This window comes from Reichenbachiella versicolor (genome assembly GCF_003171675.1).
Lineage (GTDB): Bacteria > Bacteroidota > Bacteroidia > Cytophagales > Cyclobacteriaceae > Reichenbachiella > Reichenbachiella versicolor.
This window is the reverse complement of the sequence record NZ_QFZQ01000016.1, coordinates 1-19,214: the sequence shown is the minus strand read 5'-3', so window position 1 is coordinate 19,214 and position 19,214 is coordinate 1. Positions and strand designations below refer to the sequence as shown.

24 protein-coding genes are annotated in these 19,214 nt (G+C 36.8%); 12 read left to right on the top strand and 12 right to left on the bottom strand.

Features of this window, described 5'->3' with window-relative positions:
* Window positions 1-51: 51 nt before the first annotated feature.
* The 3 genes from DKG80_RS20600 to DKG80_RS20590 are packed head-to-tail and all read left to right on the top strand — an operon-like array spanning window position 52 to window position 1,491.
* Entirely contained in the window at window positions 52-411 is a 360-nt protein-coding gene (locus DKG80_RS20600) for a phage holin family protein (protein ID WP_109833282.1), read from the top strand.
* Complete coding sequence (locus tag DKG80_RS20595) at window positions 395-736, top strand: hypothetical protein (RefSeq protein ID WP_109833281.1); 342 nt, start codon at window positions 395-397, stop codon at window positions 734-736. Before DKG80_RS20600 ends, DKG80_RS20595 begins: the two co-directional genes overlap by 17 nt.
* Complete coding sequence (locus DKG80_RS20590; RefSeq protein WP_109833280.1) at window positions 733-1,491, top strand: geranylgeranylglyceryl/heptaprenylglyceryl phosphate synthase; 759 nt, start codon at window positions 733-735, stop codon at window positions 1,489-1,491. The genes DKG80_RS20595 and DKG80_RS20590 overlap by 4 nt, the downstream gene beginning before the upstream one ends.
* Here the strand turns inward: DKG80_RS20590 and DKG80_RS20585 are convergent.
* From DKG80_RS20585 to panC, 5 genes are all read right to left on the bottom strand, one after another.
* Entirely contained in the window at window positions 1,477-2,397 is a 921-nt protein-coding gene (locus DKG80_RS20585; protein ID WP_109833279.1) for a helix-turn-helix domain-containing protein, read from the bottom strand. The two genes, DKG80_RS20590 and DKG80_RS20585, sit on opposite strands and share 15 nt — an antisense overlap.
* Window positions 2,398-2,521: 124 nt before the next feature.
* A complete protein-coding gene (locus tag DKG80_RS20580; RefSeq protein WP_109833278.1) occupies window positions 2,522-3,661 on the bottom strand; it encodes an acyl-CoA dehydrogenase in 1,140 nt (379 codons plus the stop codon).
* A gap of 99 nt (window positions 3,662-3,760) precedes the next feature.
* The gene (locus DKG80_RS20575) at window positions 3,761-4,450 is read right to left on the bottom strand and encodes a zinc metallopeptidase (protein ID WP_109833277.1); all 690 of its coding nucleotides are present in this window, start codon (window positions 4,448-4,450) and stop codon (window positions 3,761-3,763) included.
* Between the two features lie 45 nt (window positions 4,451-4,495).
* Window positions 4,496-5,491 (bottom strand): lysylphosphatidylglycerol synthase transmembrane domain-containing protein, encoded by a 996-nt coding sequence (locus DKG80_RS20570; RefSeq protein WP_109833276.1) that lies wholly within the window; start codon window positions 5,489-5,491, stop codon window positions 4,496-4,498.
* Window positions 5,492-5,494: 3 nt separating this feature from the next.
* On the bottom strand, window positions 5,495-6,340 hold the full coding sequence (gene panC, locus DKG80_RS20565; protein WP_109833275.1) for a pantoate--beta-alanine ligase: 846 nt from the start codon (window positions 6,338-6,340) through the stop codon (window positions 5,495-5,497).
* Window positions 6,341-6,460: 120 nt separating this feature from the next.
* On the opposite strand from panC, the gene DKG80_RS20560 reads away from it, so the two are divergent.
* The 7 genes from DKG80_RS20560 to accD all read left to right on the top strand — a co-directional run bounded on the left by DKG80_RS20560 (window position 6,461) and on the right by accD (window position 13,682).
* Window positions 6,461-7,273, top strand: coding sequence for a glycogen/starch synthase (locus DKG80_RS20560; RefSeq protein WP_109833274.1), 813 nt, complete (start codon window positions 6,461-6,463; stop codon window positions 7,271-7,273).
* The gene (locus tag DKG80_RS20555) at window positions 7,257-8,678 is read left to right on the top strand and encodes a DUF4270 family protein (RefSeq protein WP_109833273.1); all 1,422 of its coding nucleotides are present in this window, start codon (window positions 7,257-7,259) and stop codon (window positions 8,676-8,678) included. The genes DKG80_RS20560 and DKG80_RS20555 overlap by 17 nt, the downstream gene beginning before the upstream one ends.
* A gap of 11 nt (window positions 8,679-8,689) precedes the next feature.
* A complete protein-coding gene (gene glmS, locus DKG80_RS20550; RefSeq protein WP_109833272.1) occupies window positions 8,690-10,525 on the top strand; it encodes a glutamine--fructose-6-phosphate transaminase (isomerizing) in 1,836 nt (611 codons plus the stop codon).
* Complete coding sequence (locus DKG80_RS20545) at window positions 10,522-10,902, top strand: RidA family protein (RefSeq protein ID WP_109833271.1); 381 nt, start codon at window positions 10,522-10,524, stop codon at window positions 10,900-10,902. The genes glmS and DKG80_RS20545 overlap by 4 nt, the downstream gene beginning before the upstream one ends.
* Before the next feature lie 159 nt (window positions 10,903-11,061).
* The gene (gene gltX, locus DKG80_RS20540) at window positions 11,062-12,600 is read left to right on the top strand and encodes a glutamate--tRNA ligase (protein ID WP_109833270.1); all 1,539 of its coding nucleotides are present in this window, start codon (window positions 11,062-11,064) and stop codon (window positions 12,598-12,600) included.
* Window positions 12,593-12,778, top strand: coding sequence for a hypothetical protein (locus DKG80_RS20535; RefSeq protein WP_109833269.1), 186 nt, complete (start codon window positions 12,593-12,595; stop codon window positions 12,776-12,778). The genes gltX and DKG80_RS20535 overlap by 8 nt, the downstream gene beginning before the upstream one ends.
* A 61-nt stretch (window positions 12,779-12,839) precedes the next feature.
* Window positions 12,840-13,682 carry an acetyl-CoA carboxylase, carboxyltransferase subunit beta gene (accD, locus tag DKG80_RS20530; RefSeq protein WP_109833268.1) on the top strand — a complete coding sequence of 281 codons (843 nt, stop codon included), beginning with the start codon at window positions 12,840-12,842 and terminating at the stop codon, window positions 13,680-13,682.
* Between the two features lie 66 nt (window positions 13,683-13,748).
* Here accD and DKG80_RS20525 read toward each other — a convergent pair whose 3' ends face one another.
* Complete coding sequence (locus tag DKG80_RS20525; RefSeq protein ID WP_109833267.1) at window positions 13,749-13,967, bottom strand: hypothetical protein; 219 nt, start codon at window positions 13,965-13,967, stop codon at window positions 13,749-13,751.
* 265 nt (window positions 13,968-14,232) lie between these two features.
* On the opposite strand from DKG80_RS20525, the gene DKG80_RS21225 reads away from it, so the two are divergent.
* Together DKG80_RS21225 and DKG80_RS20520 are read left to right on the top strand one after the other, a co-directional pair.
* Window positions 14,233-14,370 carry a hypothetical protein gene (locus tag DKG80_RS21225; protein WP_162556032.1) on the top strand — a complete coding sequence of 46 codons (138 nt, stop codon included), beginning with the start codon at window positions 14,233-14,235 and terminating at the stop codon, window positions 14,368-14,370.
* A gap of 25 nt (window positions 14,371-14,395) precedes the next feature.
* Entirely contained in the window at window positions 14,396-14,836 is a 441-nt protein-coding gene (locus tag DKG80_RS20520) for a hypothetical protein (protein ID WP_109833266.1), read from the top strand.
* A 193-nt stretch (window positions 14,837-15,029) separates the two neighbouring features.
* Here the strand turns inward: DKG80_RS20520 and DKG80_RS21385 are convergent, their stop codons facing one another.
* From DKG80_RS21385 to DKG80_RS20495, 6 genes are all read right to left on the bottom strand, one after another.
* Window positions 15,030-15,503 (bottom strand): group II intron maturase-specific domain-containing protein, encoded by a 474-nt coding sequence (locus DKG80_RS21385; RefSeq protein ID WP_245907055.1) that lies wholly within the window; start codon window positions 15,501-15,503, stop codon window positions 15,030-15,032.
* Complete coding sequence (locus DKG80_RS21380) at window positions 15,500-15,916, bottom strand: reverse transcriptase domain-containing protein (RefSeq protein WP_245907054.1); 417 nt, start codon at window positions 15,914-15,916, stop codon at window positions 15,500-15,502. Before DKG80_RS21380 ends, DKG80_RS21385 begins: the two co-directional genes overlap by 4 nt.
* Window positions 15,917-16,466: 550 nt before the next feature.
* On the bottom strand, window positions 16,467-16,946 hold the full coding sequence (locus DKG80_RS20510; RefSeq protein ID WP_109833265.1) for a hypothetical protein: 480 nt from the start codon (window positions 16,944-16,946) through the stop codon (window positions 16,467-16,469).
* 12 nt (window positions 16,947-16,958) lie between these two features.
* Entirely contained in the window at window positions 16,959-17,417 is a 459-nt protein-coding gene (locus tag DKG80_RS20505) for a hypothetical protein (protein WP_109833264.1), read from the bottom strand.
* A 338-nt stretch (window positions 17,418-17,755) separates the two neighbouring features.
* The gene (locus DKG80_RS20500; protein WP_109833263.1) at window positions 17,756-18,049 is read right to left on the bottom strand and encodes a hypothetical protein; all 294 of its coding nucleotides are present in this window, start codon (window positions 18,047-18,049) and stop codon (window positions 17,756-17,758) included.
* A 1-nt stretch (window position 18,050) separates the two neighbouring features.
* Window positions 18,051-19,214: RHS repeat-associated core domain-containing protein (locus tag DKG80_RS20495; protein WP_162556031.1), on the bottom strand; the 1,164-nt coding region annotated here is incomplete at its 5' end.

Here is a 19,214-nt window from a genome sequence, read left to right as displayed (position 1 = left end):
ATAGAAAAAGACTACTGCTATATTTAAACCTTCAACACAAAGCAGAATACATTGGCTGACTTATTCAATTTCGAAAAAATCAAGAAAAGCATATCCGACTACGTTCAAATAAAGTTTGAACTATTTAAGCTCGAGATTACCGAACATGTAGCCAATATATTGGCACAGGTGATTGCATATATTGTAATTCTTCTATTGTTATCATTTGTGCTTTCGTTAGTGTCAATGGGACTCTCATTCTACCTAAATTATTTGTTAGATAGCGATTTTATTGGGTTCTTTATTACCGCTGGCATTTATGTATTAGGCTTGATTATAGTGCTTCTGTTCCTTAGGTCTGGAAAACTCAAGTCTTTTTTTGAAGTAATGATTTTAGAGACTCAAAAAGAACCCGATGAGAAAAACGAGTAAAAAATTATTAGATAAACGTGCCATATTGAAGGCTAAAGAGTCTGAATTACTCAAAGAACTTGATAATACTTCTGAGCAGATTGAGAAACAATTAACGGTCAATTTGAAGAAAGCAGGTATTGTGGCAGGAAGTGCTATGGCGGGATTTATACTATTCAAGGCAGTGTCTGGTGGTTTTTCAAATAAGGAAAATGATACTGATAAAGGCAAAAAGACGAGAAAAAGTAAGGCCACACCAAAGTTCGTATATAGTGCCTTGTATAGGCTTTTGCCTATAATTATTGAAAAATTCAATTCTGAAAAAGCTCAGAAAGAAGAGAAATGATTCTACACGAACTTATAGAAAAGAAGAAAGCTAACAGAAAAAGTCTGGCTGTACTTATTGATCCAGATAAAGTGGATGAGATACATGACATTACAAGATTGGTTCATGCCTGTATAGAAAACTGTGTGGATTACATTTTAGTAGGTGGAAGTCTTATTACAACGGATAATTTTTCCACTGTGATTTCAACAGTCAAGTCTATATGTAATATCCCTGTTATTATTTTCCCTGGTTATCACTTGCAGATTGACACAAAAGCGGATGGTATCCTATTACTTTCTTTAATATCTGGTCGAAACCCGGAATTCCTGATCGGTCAGCATGTTCATGCCGCCCCAGTACTTAAAAAAAGTAAGTTAGAAATTGTTCCAGTTGGATATATGTTAATCAATAATGGTCCACAAACATCAGCGAGTTACATGAGCAACACGACTCCTATACCATCTGATAAGCCTACTATCGCCGCATGTACTGCTATGGCTGGTGAAATGCTTGGACTGAAAGCTTTATATCTTGAGGCAGGAAGCGGTGCACAGCATCCTGTACCTCAAAAAATTATTACAAAAGTGAGTCGATCTGTAGACATTCCAGTGATTGTTGGAGGAGGACTAAATTCAATCGAAAGAGTTACTCTGGCACTCGAAGCGGGAGCTGATATGTTAGTTATTGGAAATGCTCTTGAGAAAAGCTATGATCTGCTTCCTCAAGTAGCTGATAAAATCCAATCTCTTAATAAAACATTAGACGTTAATTAAAGTCTCTCTTCTTCTCATTTTTCCTGCAGGTATGCCAAACATCATTTTGAATCTACGGCAAAAATATGCTGTATCATTATAGCCAACCTCTTTACCTATATCTCGAATACTCTTTTTAGTAGTTCTGAGAAGAGCTACTGCAGCTTCCATGCGTTGGTATTCAATGTAGTCTTGGGGGTTAATACCGGTAAGCATTTTGAAGTACTGACCTACATAATCTTCTGAAACATTAGCTACCCCTGCAAGTGATTTATTGGATAGATCACTTCCTAAATTGTCCTTGATATATGAGAATATATCAATCAATCTTGGATCCTTAAAATATGTAACATTAGTAGCCAGCTGCTCTACGAATAGCCCTTTGTCTAAGACGTGTCTTATTAGCTCAATGACCAAATGTTCGGTTTCTAGTTTAATGACACGATTTTGTCCAGGTGAGCTAATATATGTTTCTTGTATAATCTGCTTGATAAGAGAAATTAAAACATGGTTGTTTTTAATTGAGAATGCAGGAATATCAAGTGATGCAAAGAAATTAACTGTCTCAAATACTTTAGCTTCGAAGTTGATCAATGTGACATTATCAACTTCTGGTCTTGGACTGAAATCTTCGTTATTGTGAAGAAATTTCTCTTTGTTATTGAGGAAATCATCATTGGAAAGATTGATAGGGTTGCCGCTACCATATGTTAGAGAAACCATTTTCCCACCAGGTACGAACAGAATTTCATTCTCTTTAACTACTTCTTTATCCTTACCAAATTTAACTTCTCCTTTATGAACGAAGATGAAAACATTTTCTACATCATAGTAGTTTTCTATCGTTAAAGGCTGTAAAATATTAATATTCTTAGCGCTGATATATCGAACTCCAAGAGATTCTATGATCTTATTATAATCTTCCATTTGAACTTTTCTGTACTCTGCGTATGGTTAAATACCTTTCAACCCTCGTAATATTGTATAAATCTAATATAATTCAGATTAAACGCAAAGATTACAATTTTCGTGAACTATGATAGTATTATTACTATTTTAATAATTGTCTAGCTATCACAATGTTTTGTATCTCAGACGTGCCTTCATAAATCTGTGTAATCTTAGCGTCACGCATTAGTCTTTCTACATGGAACTCCTTAACGTAACCGTAGCCCCCATGAATTTGTACCGCTTCAACAGATGCGTGCATAGCTACCTCAGATGCAAATAGTTTGGCCATAGCTGCCTCCTTTATAAAGTTTTCGCCTTTATCTTTTTTATAAGCGGCCTGTAAGCAAAGAAGTCTGGCAGCTTCTATTTCAGTGGCCATTTTCGATAACTTAAACTGAATAGCTTGATGATTCGAGATTGGCTCACCAAAAGTCTTTCTTTCTTTAGCATATTTAATAGATAATTCCATTGATCCTGAGGCAATACCTAATGCTTGCGAAGCAATACCAATACGACCTCCATTCAATATTTCCATAGCTAACTTGAATCCAAAGCCATCTTCACCAATTCGATTTTCTTTAGGAGCTTTTACATCTGTAAACATTAAGGAATGCGTGTCAGAAGAGCGTATACCTAGTTTATTTTCCTTAGGACCTACTGAGAAGCCTTCAGATTCTTTTTCTACTATTATAGCGTTTATTCCTTTATGACCTTTGGCAATATCTGTTTGAGCGATTACGATACTTACAGAAGAGGTTCCTCCGTTAGTAATCCAATTTTTAGTGCCATTTATAAGGTAGTAATCACCTTCGTCTTTGGCTGTAGTTTTTTGACTAGTGGCATCAGACCCAGCTTCTGGTTCTGATAAACAAAATGAGCCAATAATTTCCCCTGTTGCTAAACGAGTTAAGTATTTATTTTTCTGCTTTTCAGTCCCATATTTATCTATTGCCCAACAAACCAAGGAGTTATTGACAGACATGATCACCGCTGTAGAGGCATCGATTTTAGCGATTTCTTCCATTGCTAATACGTATGAAATAGTATCCATTCCTCCGCCATTGTATTTGGGGTCTACCATCATCCCCATAAAACCAAGCTCTCCCATTTTTCGGATTTGTTCAGTTGGAAAAGATTGTTTTTCATCACGTTCGATGACTCCTGGTAGTAATTCGTTTAAGGCAAAATCTCGAGCGGCTTCCTGCACAGCCATTTGCTCTTCTGTCAAGCTAAAAATCATAGTTCGTAATTTTATTATGCATGCATAATATATAGAAAAATCACAAAAAAAGGACTAAGCCAACGACCTAGTCCTTTGAATGTCTTTGGATTACAATATTTAATCCCTACTGCCTCCAGTCAAAATCATTACCCAATAAAGCAACTGCGTAATAGCTGAAATCGCAGCCACTACATATGTCATTGCTGCCCAATTTAGAGCATCTTTAGCCATAGTGTGCTCTTGATTTGTAACGATTCCTCTTTGATCAATCCATGCTAAGGCACGTTTACTAGCGTCAAACTCTACTGGTAGTGTTACTACTGAAAATAAAGTGATTACAAACTGGGCTATTACCACAATTAATAAAATTGATTCAACATTCATCATTTGCGCACCAAATCCCAAAAACATCAATCCAAGCATCATAAAGTTTAAAATCTTAGCACTTAAGTTTTGAATCGGAACCATTGCGGATCTAAACTCCAAGAAGCTATATGCGGTAGCGTGTTGTACTGCGTGACCACATTCGTGAGCAGCTACTGCTGCTGCTGCGGCACTTCTTCCCTGATAGACTTCTGGGCTTAAGTTTACTGTTTTATTTGCAGGATTATAGTGATCTGTTAAGTGTCCAGGTACAGACAATACTTGAACATCATATATGCCATTGTCTCTGAGCATCATTTCAGCAATCTCTCTACCAGATAAGCCTGATCTTAAACTTATTTGAGAATATTTATTGAATTTATTTTTAAGCTTATTACTCACAATAAATCCGATAATCATAAATGCTATAAGAATAATTATCATATCATTATGTATTTCATTAAACAATTACCCAAAACAATGGGTGACCTATTGTATTGGCCTTTTCTTGCTAATGAAAGATGCAATAATCATGCAAACTCCTCCTACTGACAGAATGAACACTACCTGAGATGTGTGAAGTAAAAACGCAAAGAATTTTGAAACTTCAACTCCAATTCCATATAAGATCAAAACTTGGCTTACTAAAAAGTGGTATGCTCCAATGCCTCCTTGAACAGGTGTAGCCATTGCTATGCCAGCTGCTGCCAATATGGATAAACCTGCACCAATACTAAGCCCTGATGTTTCTTTTACAGAGAAGAATATAACATAGCTCATAAGAAAGTAGCAAACCCATATCCCTAAGGATGTTAATATGAATAGACCAGGGTTTTGAACAGTTCTTATAGAAAGAAGTCCATTCATTAAATCTTTGACTTTGAGACTAATTTTGATCATTAGAGCGTTTGAAAACTCCCTTTTAAGTAATCTTCTGATACTATAAACACTTAATATTCCAAGGCTTATAACCGCAGCAACAACTATGAAAACATGAATTATATCAAAGCCTCTCTGCTCCCATCTGACAGCTTCTTTGAAAAACTCAAAAACCTTATCAAATTCAAGGATTAAATCCAGAATGACCATTGAAAGTAGTATTACCAAATCCAATAGGCGTTCAATTACTACTGTACCGAAAGACATACTGATCGGAACATTATTAGTTTTTTTTAGTACTCCACATCTAGTTACTTCACCGAGCCGTGGAAAAACTAGATTAGCTAAGTATCCTGACATTAGTGCATAAAAAAGTCTACGAAGACTGACATTATGTCCTAAAGGTTTTAGCATTAATCTCCAACGAAAAGCTCTGAGTATATGACTAAGCGTGGCTATTATTATCGATAGAAGCACCCACCAATAATTAACGTGCTCCAATTGTTCCACAAATTCAGCCCACTTAACATTCTTAAATACGAAATAGAAAATAATTCCTGCTAGCGATAGCGATAAAAGGAATTTGAGGGCTGTAGACAACTTCATTCTTTACTTAATATACAGATTGTCTATCAATCTCACCTTTTCAAGATGAGCTGCTATGCAAATGGACACTTTTTCATGGTTGGCTGTATTTTCTACACTCTCTAGCGTATCTGAGTCTACGACTTCTAAGTATTCTAATTCAATAGCAGAAACTTTGTTGAAACTATTAATGATTTTTTCTCTTGAAGTTGAAATAGCTTCACCATTGAGTATCATTTGTTTTAAATCGGTCAATAACTTATATATTTCGGAAGCAATCGCCAGTCCTCGCTCAGACAGTCGTAGATTTCTAGAAGACATAGCTAACCCGTTTTCCTCCCTCATAGTCTCCACTACAGAAATATCTAAAGGAAAATTTAAATCCTTTGTCAGTTTTTTAATTACCGCCACCTGTTGAAGATCTTTTTGTCCAAAGAAAGCTACATTAGGCCTTATCAAATTGAAAAATTTAGACACGATAATACCAACACCTGAAAAATGCCCAGGTCTAAATTTTCCTTCCATAATTCTTTCAAGAGACCCAAAGTCTATCTTTAAGTAATCGTCATTTGGATACATTTCTTCTACTGACGGAAGGAAAACAGCATTACACCCAGCGGATTTGAGCATTTCTAGATCAGAATCTGTTTGCCGAGGATATTTTTCTAGATCTTCTTGATTATTGAATTGTGCCGGATTGACAAAGATACTTGCAATGGTGTATTCACACTGTCTAACGGATTCTTTTACCAGAGACAAATGGCCTTGGTGAATTGCTCCCATTGTCGGAACAAAACCTAGTCTCTTTTGCTGCCAAACTTGATTCTTTAGGAGAGTTACTAATTCCTGTACGGTACTTAAAATATGCATAAAATGTTAAGACACAGTACTGCCTAAATTCACAAAAAAGGCAATGGTATTGAAAATGCAGTCAATATTATGTAATTTTGTGCTCAATTTTAACAATCATCATTAGAAAAATTCAGGTTTATGTCAAAGTACAAAATTCTTTATGTAGCAAGTGAAATAAACCCATTTTTACAGACTACCGAAGTAGCTGATTTCGTAAGAGCCCTTCCTCAAGCTATGCAGGAAAGAGGGATGGAGATCAGGATTTTAGTTCCAAGATTCGGATTAATCAATGAAAGAAAAAATAGACTTCATGAGGTAGTAAGATTGTCAGGAATCAATATTGCAGTAGGTGATGAAGAGAAACCTTTGATTATAAAGGTAGCTTCTATTCCTCAAGCAAAACTTCAAGTTTACTTTATTGATAACGAAGATTATTTTCATAGAAAATCTGTCTTCTTTGATAAAGAAGAAAACTTCCATAATGACAATGATGAAAGAGCTATCTTTTTCTGTAAAGGTGTACTTGAAACCGTTAAAAAATTGGGATGGGCACCAGATATTGTTCATTGTAACGACTGGATGACTAGCTTTATTCCTCTTTATCTAAAAACGACCTACAAAAACGATCCAATATTTAAATCATCAAAATCAGTTTTCACTTTGTATGACAATCCTTTCGAGCATAAATTCGAGGGCGATTTGATAAGTAAGGCAAAAATGATGGATATCGATGAAGATCAGCTACAGCATCTGAATTCAGGAGATATCGAAGGTTTTGTCAAGCTAGGCATCGAATATGCAGATGCAGTCATTAAGACTAAAGAAGACACTAGTGCGGTGGTCGATGGTTTAATTTCAGAAACTTCAAATACAAAAAAGGTAGATACGATACAAAAAGACGATAACTTCTTAGACTCGTACTACAATCTTTATAATGAACTTGTTGGTTAAAAAATGGCGAAATCTACTGGTGATTTCGTCAGTGGTTTTCGCTTTTTTTTCTTGTTCCGAACAATCAGAGATTGGATTGGAACTGAATCCTGGTGCTATCTCAGCAGATGTAAAATATACAGAGATAGCTCTTTCTTCCACGAATATTAAATATGATAGTTTGCTATCCAGCAATGCTTCCAGAATGCTGGTAGGTCGCAAGGTCTCTCCAGTTTTTGGAGACTCACGAGCTAACGCAATTGTCAATTTTATTACCTCTGATACACTTATTGAGAAGGCGGATGATCAGGTATACTCTTATTTGAAATGTAGAGTAGTTCTAGATGTTGATGTCTTGAATACGACTGATATTGCTTCTGAACAAGAAATATTCATTCATAAGTTGAACGAAGACTTAGAGAATGTAAATTCTGTTTATTATTTATCCGATTTTCAAATAGGGATGAATGAAGCTTACACTCCTTCTAGTAAATTTTCCATTGATTCTATCAAATACAAGGATTACTTAGCCTATCTAGAGACTGGAGAATCTAACGGAGCTGATTCTACTTATCAAATTGAATTCGAAGCTTCTAACTTGTTTGGCGATGAAATTTGGCAGATATTCTTGAACAACTCAGAGTCTGAAGTATCTGGAAAAATTAATGATGCCTTTAAAGGAATTGCATTCGTTTCTGCAGAATCCAATACTATAATGACAGAAGCTAATGTTTCCGCAGAATCTAAAATTGAGATACTCTATGAAGTTCAGGATGATGAAGGAAAGCAAGTAATTCAAGATACTTTAACAATGACTTTTTCTGGCAATAGATATAATCAGGTTTCAGTTGAACATGGATCTTCTTCTTTTGCAGGTATTAGCAATCTTGACGAACAGGATATTGATAGTGATATTGTATACTTGAGCTCTGCTGATGGTATTTATCCAGTCATAGATTTAAGTAATATTTCCAGTACACTAGATGAGTTAGAGGCTGAATCTGGACAATTTATATTAATTAATAGAGCTGAGTTGTACTTGGAGATTGATAATAATTCACAATATGTACAGGAGGTTAGCGATATCCAGTTTTATTACCAAGGGAAAGATTTGAAAATCAAAGGTTCAGATATTTGGCAACAAATTCGTTCAAGTCCTGCTAATTATATTGAATCTGCAGTCCTAGATGATGCTAGTTTTTTATCTGGAAGTGGATTACCGCTCACTATTTCTAATTCTGATAATAGCTTTACCGCTCCTATGAGTAATTTTATTCAGCTATTAGAAAGTGGAGACTTGCAAGAGAGAGGATTACTAGAAAATAGTAAATTAGTATTAATGCCTTCAAATAGAGTTACTTTCGATGAGGGTCGTTTTTTAAAAAACAGTATCAAACTTAAGGTTTGGTATACGATAACCAGATAACCAATAGAAGTATGTGTGGAATAGTAGCCTATTTGGGGAATAAACCTGCAGCACCAATTATTATTAATGGTCTAAAACGTTTGGAATACAGAGGGTATGATAGCACTGGTATATCAATATTTGAAAACTCTCTCCAGGTATATAAAAAGGCAGGGAAAGTCGTCGAACTTGATAACCTAATTGGCTCAAAGGAATTTACTAGTACCATAGGTATGGGGCATACTAGATGGGCTACACATGGAGAGCCTAATGATACAAATGCTCACCCACATTATTCATTCAATCAATCTCTATCTATTATTCATAATGGCATCATTGAGAATTATAATATCTTAAAAAAAGAGTTATTAAATAAAGGTTACGAATTCTCAACGGATACCGATACAGAGGTACTTATTACATTTATCGAGTACATCAAGTCGGAGGCAAATTGTTCGCTAGAAGAGGCAGTTAGACAAGCACTTACATCTATAGATGGTGCCTATGCCATTGTTATCATGAATACTAACAACCCTGATCAACTGATAGCTGCGCGTAAGGGTAGCCCAATGGTATTGGGAGTAGGTGATGGGGAGTATTTCGTGGCATCTGATGCCACTCCCCTAATAGAACATACAAATGAGGTAGTTTATCTTAAGGATCAAGAGATAGCTGTAATTGATCGTGATAAATTCAGGATTATAAACATAGAGGATGAAGAACAGACTCCAGTAATTCAACAAGTTGAACTTGAGCTGGATGCTCTAGAGAAAGGTGGATATGACCATTTCATGCTTAAGGAAATATTTGAGCAACCAAATTCTATAGCAGATAGCATGCGTGGAAGAGTAGATGCCGCAAATGGTAATTTGACTTTAGGAGGTATTAGAGAATATTCTAAAGCTTTGGCTAACTCTAAACGAATTATCATAGTTGCATGTGGTACGTCGTGGCACTCTGGATTGGTTGCAGAGTATATGTTTGAGGAGTATTGTCGCATTCCAGTCGAAGTCGAATACGCTTCAGAATTTAGATATAGAAATCCAGTTATCAATGAAGGGGATATCGTAATAGCTATCTCTCAGTCTGGTGAGACTGCTGATACTATGGCAGCTATTGAATTAGCTAAATCTAAAGGAGCAATCATTCTGGGAGTAGTTAATGTGGTAGGTTCTTCAATAAGTCGCGTAACTCATGAAGGAGCTTATTTACATACAGGGCCTGAAATTGGAGTTGCTAGTACTAAAGCTTTTACAGGACAGCTATCTGTATTAATTCAAATAGTACTGAATGTAGCTAGGATAAAAGGAACAATCACTGAAAGTAAATTCAAGGAACTTCTAACGGAATTATCAACTATTCCTGTTAAAATCAAAGAAGTATTAGAGTCAAATGCACAGATTGAGTATATCTCAGATTTGTTTAAAGATGCTCATAATTTCCTTTACCTAGGAAGAGGGTATAATTTCCCAGTGGCTCTGGAAGGTGCTTTAAAGCTCAAAGAGATATCATACATTCACGCTGAAGGATATCCGGCAGCGGAAATGAAACATGGCCCTATTGCTTTAATAGATGAAAAAATGCCTGTGGTATTTATTGCTACTAAAGACAGTTCGTACGAAAAAGTAGTATCTAATATTCAAGAAGTCAAAGCTCGCAAAGGAGTAGTAATTGCTATTGTAACCAAAGGAGATCAATTGATTCCTGCCATGGCAGACCATGTGATCGAAGTACCTGAATGTCATGAAGCGTTGATGCCTTTAGTCTCTGTCATCCCACTTCAACTTTTGTCTTATCATATTGCAATCATGAGAGGGTGTAATGTTGATCAACCCCGTAACTTAGCTAAATCTGTAACTGTAGAATAATGAAAGAAATAATCTATTCTGATCAAGCCCCTTCTCCTATAGGGCCTTACAGTCAAGCTGTAAAAGCAGGGAATACACTTTATGTATCAGGGCAAATTGCCATAGTTCCTAATACTGGAGAACTTTTATCTGGATCGATCCAAGAAGAAACAGCTCAGGTCATGAAAAACCTAGAGGCAATTTTAAAAGAGGCTGGCGGAGATTTTTCTAATGTAGTCAAGTGTGGAATTTTTATCAAAAATATGGATGACTTCACTTTGATCAATGAAGAATATGGAAAGTCATTTAGTGAAAACCCTCCAGCAAGAGAAACAGTAGAAGTGAGTAGACTTCCGAAAGATGTCAATGTAGAAATATCGTGCATCGCGGTTTTCTAAAATCAAAACAAAATATTTATAAATAATTGTATGCTCCATTCGGAGCATATTTTTTTGCAGCATGAAACGACCATGTAAGTTCAATCTTATTTTATGCTCGAAAGATGATTGAATTTCTTGTAAGTTCCATTTGATCGCTGAATGGGAAATTGTAAACACATGAAAGAAGTAAGAGTAAGATTTGCGCCTAGCCCTACAGGAGTACTGCACATAGGTGGTGTTCGTACGGCATTGTACAATTATCTGTATGCTAGACAAAATGCTGGTAAGTTCATCCTTAGAATCGAGGATACTGATCAGACACGATTTGTAGAAGGAGCCGAGGAATACATCATGGACTCGCTTAAATGGTGCGGAGTAACTTGGGATGAAGGTGTCGACGTAGGAGGTGAATACGGACCTTACAGGCAGTCTGATAGAAAAGATATTTACAAGCAGTATGCGATGCAGATGGTCGAAGAAGGTACTGCATATTACGCCTTTGATACTGCAGAAGAGCTTGACGCTATGAGAGAGAGGTTGAAAGAAGCTAAAGCTAATTCTCTCAACTACAATTCGATCAGTCGAAACACAATGAAAAATTCTTTAACCTTATCCGAGGAAGAGGTTAAACAAAGAATCGATTCAGGCGAGTCTTATGTGATTCGCTTCAAAATGCCTGCTAAAGAAGATGTGCGCTTCAAAGACATGGTTAGAGATTGGATCAACGTTCATACTTCTACATTAGATGATAAAGTACTGATGAAATCAGATGGAATGCCTACTTATCATCTAGCTAACGTAGTAGATGATCATCTCATGAAAATTACACATGTAATTCGTGGAGAGGAGTGGTTACCATCAGCCCCACTTCATATTATGCTTTACAGAGCTTTGGGCTGGGAAGATTCTATGCCAGAGTTTGCACATTTGCCTTTGTTATTAAAACCTGATGGAAATGGCAAATTAAGTAAGAGAGACGCTGCTAAACATGGCTTTCCCATATTCCCATTGAAATGGCAGGGACAAGGTGAAGATGCAGAGTTCAAGGGCTTCAAAGAAGAAGGGTTCATGAGCGCAAGTTTTGTAAACTTCTTGGCCTTCTTAGGTTGGAACCCAGGAACAGAAAATGAATTGTTCACTTTGCAAGACTTAGTCAAAGAATTCTCAGTAGAAAGAATAAATAAATCCGGTGCTAAATTTGATTATCAAAAAGCAATATGGTTCAACCAACAGTATTTAAAAGAAGCACCTTCAGAAGAATTGGTTTCAGCACTTATAAAGGAGGCGACTGCTCAAGGTGTTGAATGTGATGAAGCAAAAGCTGAGATTATTTGTGAATTGATGAAAGAACGAATAGAAGTACTTCCTCAATTATTAAATAATGCGAAGTATTTCTTTGAGGCACCTGCCCAATATGTAGAAAAGGTGGTTCGAAAAAAGTGGAAAGAACCTGCAAAAAGTACTTTCTCTGATTTAGTGAGTGAATTAGCCACTATGGAGTCGATTAAAGCAGAGGGTTTTCAAACTCTATTCAATGAAGTATTGGAACGTAATGAAACACATGCTGGTGCTGTGATGCAGGTCTTTAGGGTAGCGGTGACTGGAGAGGCTGGAGGCCCAGATTTAATGAAGATTGTGGAGGTATTGGGAACTAAAGAGGTAAAACAGCGTATTGAAAATGCAGTAGTGGCATTCAATCAAATCGCAAATGACTAAGAAAAAAACAGCTAAAGTAAATCCTGAGTTAGAAGGCTTTGACGTTAATGTAGATAGTTTTGGTGAGATCAAAACTTCTATTGACATAGATAAAATCAATGACTTTCTTAATAAAAACGTTGAAGATAAGAAATTAAAAGATCGCGAGGATCTTGATTTAGGAAATCAGTCAAAATAGGTCTAAAACATTGATTCTTCCTTCAAAATCTTATCTTTGCAGACCTTTCAAAATATAAGTTATGGCTTGGTTTAAAAGAACTGACAAGGGTATTCAGACCCCAACTGAAGCGAAGAAAGAAGCACCCGATGGGTTATGGTACAAAACACCGAAAGGGAAGATTGTACACATGAGAGAGTTGAGAAACAACTCGTACGTCAGCCCTGAAGACGATTATCATGTTCGAATTGGTTCTAAGGAATATTTCGAAATACTTTTCGATGGTAACAAATTTGAAGAGCTTGATGCTGATTTAAGTTCTGGTGACCCACTTGGATTCGTTGATACAAAAGAGTATCCAAAAAGAATCGTAGCTACTCAGAAAAAATCAGGTTTGAAAGATGCCTGTAGAACAGCAGTAGGGAAAATGAATGGTCAATCTGTTGTTATATCCTGTATGGATTTCGGTTTCATAGGAGGCTCTATGGGATCTGTAGTTGGAGAAAAGATTGCGAGAGGTGTAAATCATGCATTGGAAAATAAAATTCCATTTTTAATGATCTCTAAGTCAGGTGGTGCGAGAATGATGGAGGCAGGATTTTCGTTGATGCAAATGGCCAAGACTTCTGCAAGATTAGCGCTACTTGGCGAAGCAGGTATACCATATATCTCACTATTAACAGATCCAACTACTGGTGGAGTAACAGCATCTTACGCGATGCTGGGAGACTTTAATATTGCAGAACCAGGAGCACTTATCGGGTTTGCTGGACCAAGAGTCATACGTGAAACTATAGGAAAGGATCTTCCTAAAGGTTTCCAAAGCTCAGAATTCGTATTGGATCACGGATTTTTAGACTTTATCGTAGACAGAAGAAGTTTAAAACAAAAATTAACCACTCTGTTTAAACTTTTGGCGAATTAAGATTTGATACTATCATAAAAAAACGCTTCAAAATGTATTTTGACGCGTTTTTTTATAGCCAATATTTTAACCACCTATAATGTAATAAACTACTCTTAGGTTCATGTAATTGATATCGTTCAAAACTTGATAATCTAGGTTGACATCTATTTTTCCTAAACTAGCACCAACTTCTGGAAGTAAAATCAACTCACTGTCAGATTGATCGTCATCAGTAAATAAATAGCCCAATCTAGCACCTACATAAACTGGTCCTGGAATACCAAACCTAGCACAGGCTGTCATACTCCTCACTCGGTCGCAAATGTTCCGTAAATCAGCATGTTATTATTATATATAACTAGTGGAAATTTTTAGTTTGAAATGTAGGATTGATATTTTGTAATAATTTCTAGAATTGAGCCATTATGTTTAAAAAGAAATAGCCGAAAGTAGAAGAGAATGGATGTTGAAGAAGTTTTCATATGAAGTAGCTAGAGTGCAGCGTGGTAAAGAGTATATCCTTTGGAAACAAGGTTATCATACCAAGTAAATAGAAACTAATGATTTCTTGGATCAGAAGCTTGAATATCTTCACCAAAACCCTGTAGAAGCAGGTTTTGTTAATAGCCCACAAGAGTACCTATATAGTAGTGCAAGAAATTACGCAGGCCTTGATGGAGTCATCAAAGTAAAAATTTTGGAATAGGTTGACTTGGGATAACGCATCGAAGATGCTATATAAAGATACAATCGCAATGCAATTGCGATCGAGCGGGGATAATCGTTTTTTCATACCAGTGTTTTTTGCTGGCTACTCAGCTATCGCAACGTTGGCTTCAAAGTTTGATAAGATCGTAGATTATCCGATGTCTATTATCGTTATTGTCCTTTCTGGTTTTATAGGTATAATTTGTTTGATATGGCGCGGAAAGAACAACTACTTAAATCATAGATTAAATGCAGTTCAAAAAATCGTATCTAGAAAGGATGGTTTGTTTAAGGACTTGATCCGATTAGAAAAAAGCATGCACAAAGATGGTAAGCTTTTCTTGAAAAGTATTTCCAACCTTGAGCCAACTCATTTCGACAATCGACTACCTATTGTAATGTTTTTTATCTCTTGTATAATCTCAGCAATTGCTTTTACTGATTGGGTTGTTGAGATCATATAAAATAAAAACCCCTGATCAATCAGAGGTTTCTTTTCTTTATCACCGCACATCTTCCATGACGCAAAGTCCGAGTTACAAGCTCGAACTAGCCATTACTTTTTATTCATGGTCAAGTAGGTAAGGGGAATCTCACCCCAAACCTCTCACAGAACCGTACGTGATAGTCTCCCATCATACGGCTCTTGTTATACAATCACATCGTCTTGTATCCTAATGTCCAATGGTAAAACAAGTTAGGAAAGCTCTGTCTCACTTGCCTCAACCATTCATAACCTCGCTTGTAACTACTTTTGAAGCGCTTGTACTTGTTCACTATCCATTTCACTAGACGAAAATGAAAATTGAGAAACACGGACTCAAGTTCCCAGCGTTTGTAGCTGCCGTAATATTGGCAAACACCTCGCATAATAGGGTTGATGATATGAGCTATCTCTGCTATCGTAGCTCCTGTCCACTTATGTAGCTTCATCTCTTTCCATTTGGTTGAGATGCGCTTCTTGGAAGTAATGCTGATACCACAATCAAACCCCAAGAACATCCCTACCTTCCCAGAGGCTGTTGATCTTGGTTGAAAACTGAATCCTAAGAAGTCAAACTTCTTCTTATAGTGTTTCTTCTCTCGTCTATAATCCTGACAATAAACAATCTTGGTCTTAGACTCATTCAAGCATGAGATCGTACATTCAAACGTACTTGCTCTACTGCTTGATGGGCACTTTTCAAAGGTCGGTAACCATAGGAATTTTCATGAAAGGCTGATTCTAACCGTGGTTCCAGATAGTTCTTCAACACTTGTTGAGCTATCCTGTCGCTTACTGTTGGAATGCCTAGCTTCCGCCGTTTACCATTTGATTTGGGTATACTCACCGCTCGTACTGATGGTGGAAAATAGCTGCCCGATGTCAATCGATTCCAAAGCTTGTACAGGTTATTCGATAGGTCTTGCTGGTATTCCTCCAGACTCACTTGATCGACACCTGCACTCCCTTTATTCGACTTGACATTACGGTACGCATCCTTCACCATCCGCTGAGTGATGGGTAATGATTTTGTTTCTAATCCACTAATCCTTCTCTTCATGAGTTGTTAATGCATTTAAACTGTATAACTGAAGTCCTTCGCTCCACTCTCATTACAAAAGTTTCACCACTAATATGACTTCATCCGACTTCCATTAGAGATTAGCTATTCGCCTTGTGAGGTCTTCACTTGTACTTTCACTTTTTTTTCTCTCTAATGGATCTCCCGAGTTCCATAATTGAGCCTGTATAAAATTCATGCCACCTCAATGACGATCGCCATATAGCCAGTAATCAGGTAACCGCTATATTCTATCCAAGTCCCTCGCGAGCTGGGTCTTGTTTTGACAATAAGTTCCGCTTTCTCGACACGTCTTCGGTTGGTTCACTTGCGTTCATCTCTTTTATACCTACCTGATATTTTATAGATACCTTTTCCCTATTCCGCTCAATACCTGACAATTACTCACCAAGCACCGTAGGGTGGTTTGAAGGCTGTTCCTGAAAACCGCCTTCGGAGGGCCATACCTCCATCTCAATTACAGCATGTGAAAGAACTATTATTATTTCGAGCTTTTACTTCTCGGCACACCTCGCACCAGCGGGGAAAATTATTCATCTCTTTCGTAGACATTATTTGGCAAAAATATTATCACGACTAATACTAAGCTGAAAAATAGAAATACGTAGAGCATGAATTCATATCTATTATCTATTTCGTCAGGATGCAATAATTGTAAATGATGCGTCTTGGAACCTTTAGTCAATAAAACTTTAGTTGTGTATGGAGCCTTATTTATGATAACACCTTTACAAAATTTATTTTTATCATAGTCATTTTTTGAAAGTATTGGATAAATCTCTCTGGAACAATTAGTGCTAAAGGCACTGTAATAACCTCTGTCTCCTGGTCTAGGATTAAGATGTTTTACCTTGTTAACTTCACAATTAACTAATTCTACTTTATACAACCCGGTCAAATTAAGTTTAATATGATCAAATTCTGCTTTAGTATATATAAAAATCATACCGACCACCATGATCAGAAAGATATGAACGATATTCTTCCTTTTTTTATGGTTCAATTTCATACTTCTTTTGGATTAAAGTTTCCCTACAACTCCATAGTTCGCACCACCTGAAGGTCCTACAGAACTAGGTCCTACACCTATCTCAACTGCCGAACCTATTACTTTTTTACCATTAAACGAACCAAATGTAATAGCTCCACCACCCGAAACTATACCAGCTCCTCCAGCAACTCGAATTTTTGTTCTTTCTCCAAAAAGGGAATCAGACTTAAAATCATCTGGATTTCCTTCTATATCAACCCGTCCTATTTCTATCCCACCTCCAGAATCAGTAGCAAGTCCTACTGCTAATTCACCAAAAGGAATTATTGCTCCTTTGTCTTCTCCTGATAGCACAAAAAAAGCTCCGATATCACTTTCGGAACCAAAAAATGAGGCACCAGCATCTATAAATATAGCTTCAGCTTCAAAAAAAGGATTTGGAGCTAATGTAGGAAGACCTCCGCTCGCACCAGCGGGGGTTAGAATCAAGTCTTATATGGCTGGTTTTTTGTGAAATAACTAACGATAAGACAATCTATCATGTTTCTTTTTTCTGATCGCCAAATCTCCCTTTTTACATGTTTCTTATCATATATTCTATGGCTCCTCTTCACATTTGTGAACAACGAGAGATTCACTGATATGTGTTTGTTGTACGTGTTATCAGTGTCTTGTCAGAAAGAATACTGATCGTTGTTGGATTCAAGTCACAGACTGAAAACTGGTCTTACTTCTTCCTTGACCGCACATCTTACATCACGTAAAGTCCGAGTTGCAAACTCGAACTAGCCACCTACTTCTTATACATGCTCGGACTAACGAGACCATTATCTTTTCATATGGCCTTGTTTTATTAAAGATTTTTTTAATTGAAAGTAAAGGTCATTTATATCTTCCCATTCAGTACCTCCAAAAGTATATTCCAAATATACTCCGGCAGTAAACCAAGCTCTCTCTGATTCTTTAATTTGACGATTATCTATAGCAGAAAATTCGGCAAGACACAATGCTATTTCAACAGCATTAACATGTATACTAGCTTTTTTACTTTTTGTATGAATTCTGTATTCCGTTAATCTATCTCGAAGATTATTAATTATTTTATCTAATTCTAAATCCATATTATTGTTGATTAGGAGGGTAGTTAGTTACTTCAACATTTTTCTTCAATTCTCTACTAAAAAGCTGTATACCACCGCCCTCTGTTGTTCTTGAAGGATCTGCATAAAATGGTGCGTTGCTCTTATGGGTAGTTTCCAATACTTCGGTTGCCCTAGTAACTTTTACATGAAGTGTTTGAACAACTAAGTCTGGGTCTAAACCAATTTGTCCAGGTGTTGTTCCCTTTGGTGCAAAAAAACTCCCTACAGTACCCCTTTGGCTTATACCACCATCTAAACCTTCCATTCTAAACTGAATAAGCTCATCCCCTTCTTTTAAAGTTTTAACTAGTACAGCTTTATTAAAATCTACAAACTCTAATTGTGCCTCTCTAAGAAATTGTCCTGCTAAAGCTCTTTTATTAGTCAACTGCGTAACGTGTAAATCATCAAGCTTTGTTGGAGCACCGACTTTTGGTTTCTTAAATAGAAATTTCATTCCAAAAGCTGCTTCACCAATTGTCGCAGCTCCTTGACCAAACTGACGCCCATCACCAGTCTGAATTCCTTCAACTACGTTTTGACCCGCTTCAATTAAAGCTTCACCTGTTCGACCAACAATCTTAGCAGGATTCACAAGATCTATGCCTTGTTGATTATATTCTTCAAACTCTCTTACTGTTTGTTCTAATGGTTGCTGAGAGCGCGCTATCTCATATCCTCTAACACGAGGGTTTTGCATTGCCCTATCAAATCCAAACTCTAAAACATTAACAGCACCTTTAACTAATGTTTCAACCGCTCCAATAATTGCATCTTCAACAAAACTCGATCCTTGAGGTGCTTTTGAGGTTCTATTAGCTAATTCCCTCTGTCGCACTTGTCCTCTTACAGAACGCTTAGGTGTTCTTGTATTTTGCTGCCCGTCTATATCTAGATCAGTGACTGGACTATTATCAGCATAATTGTACGGGTTAAGCTGAGGATACTCATCTTTGAGTGGGTCGGTACTTATAAACCGCTGCAGCCACGGCGCATAATACCTAGCACCGTAATAGTAAAGCCCAGTTTCCTCATCCCTTTCTTTACCGACATATCGATATCGTTTGAGTGAGGTTTCGGTTTCGTTGCGTCCAGCTCTGTACGATGTTGTACCAAAAGGATGGTACTCTTCATAGGATATGAT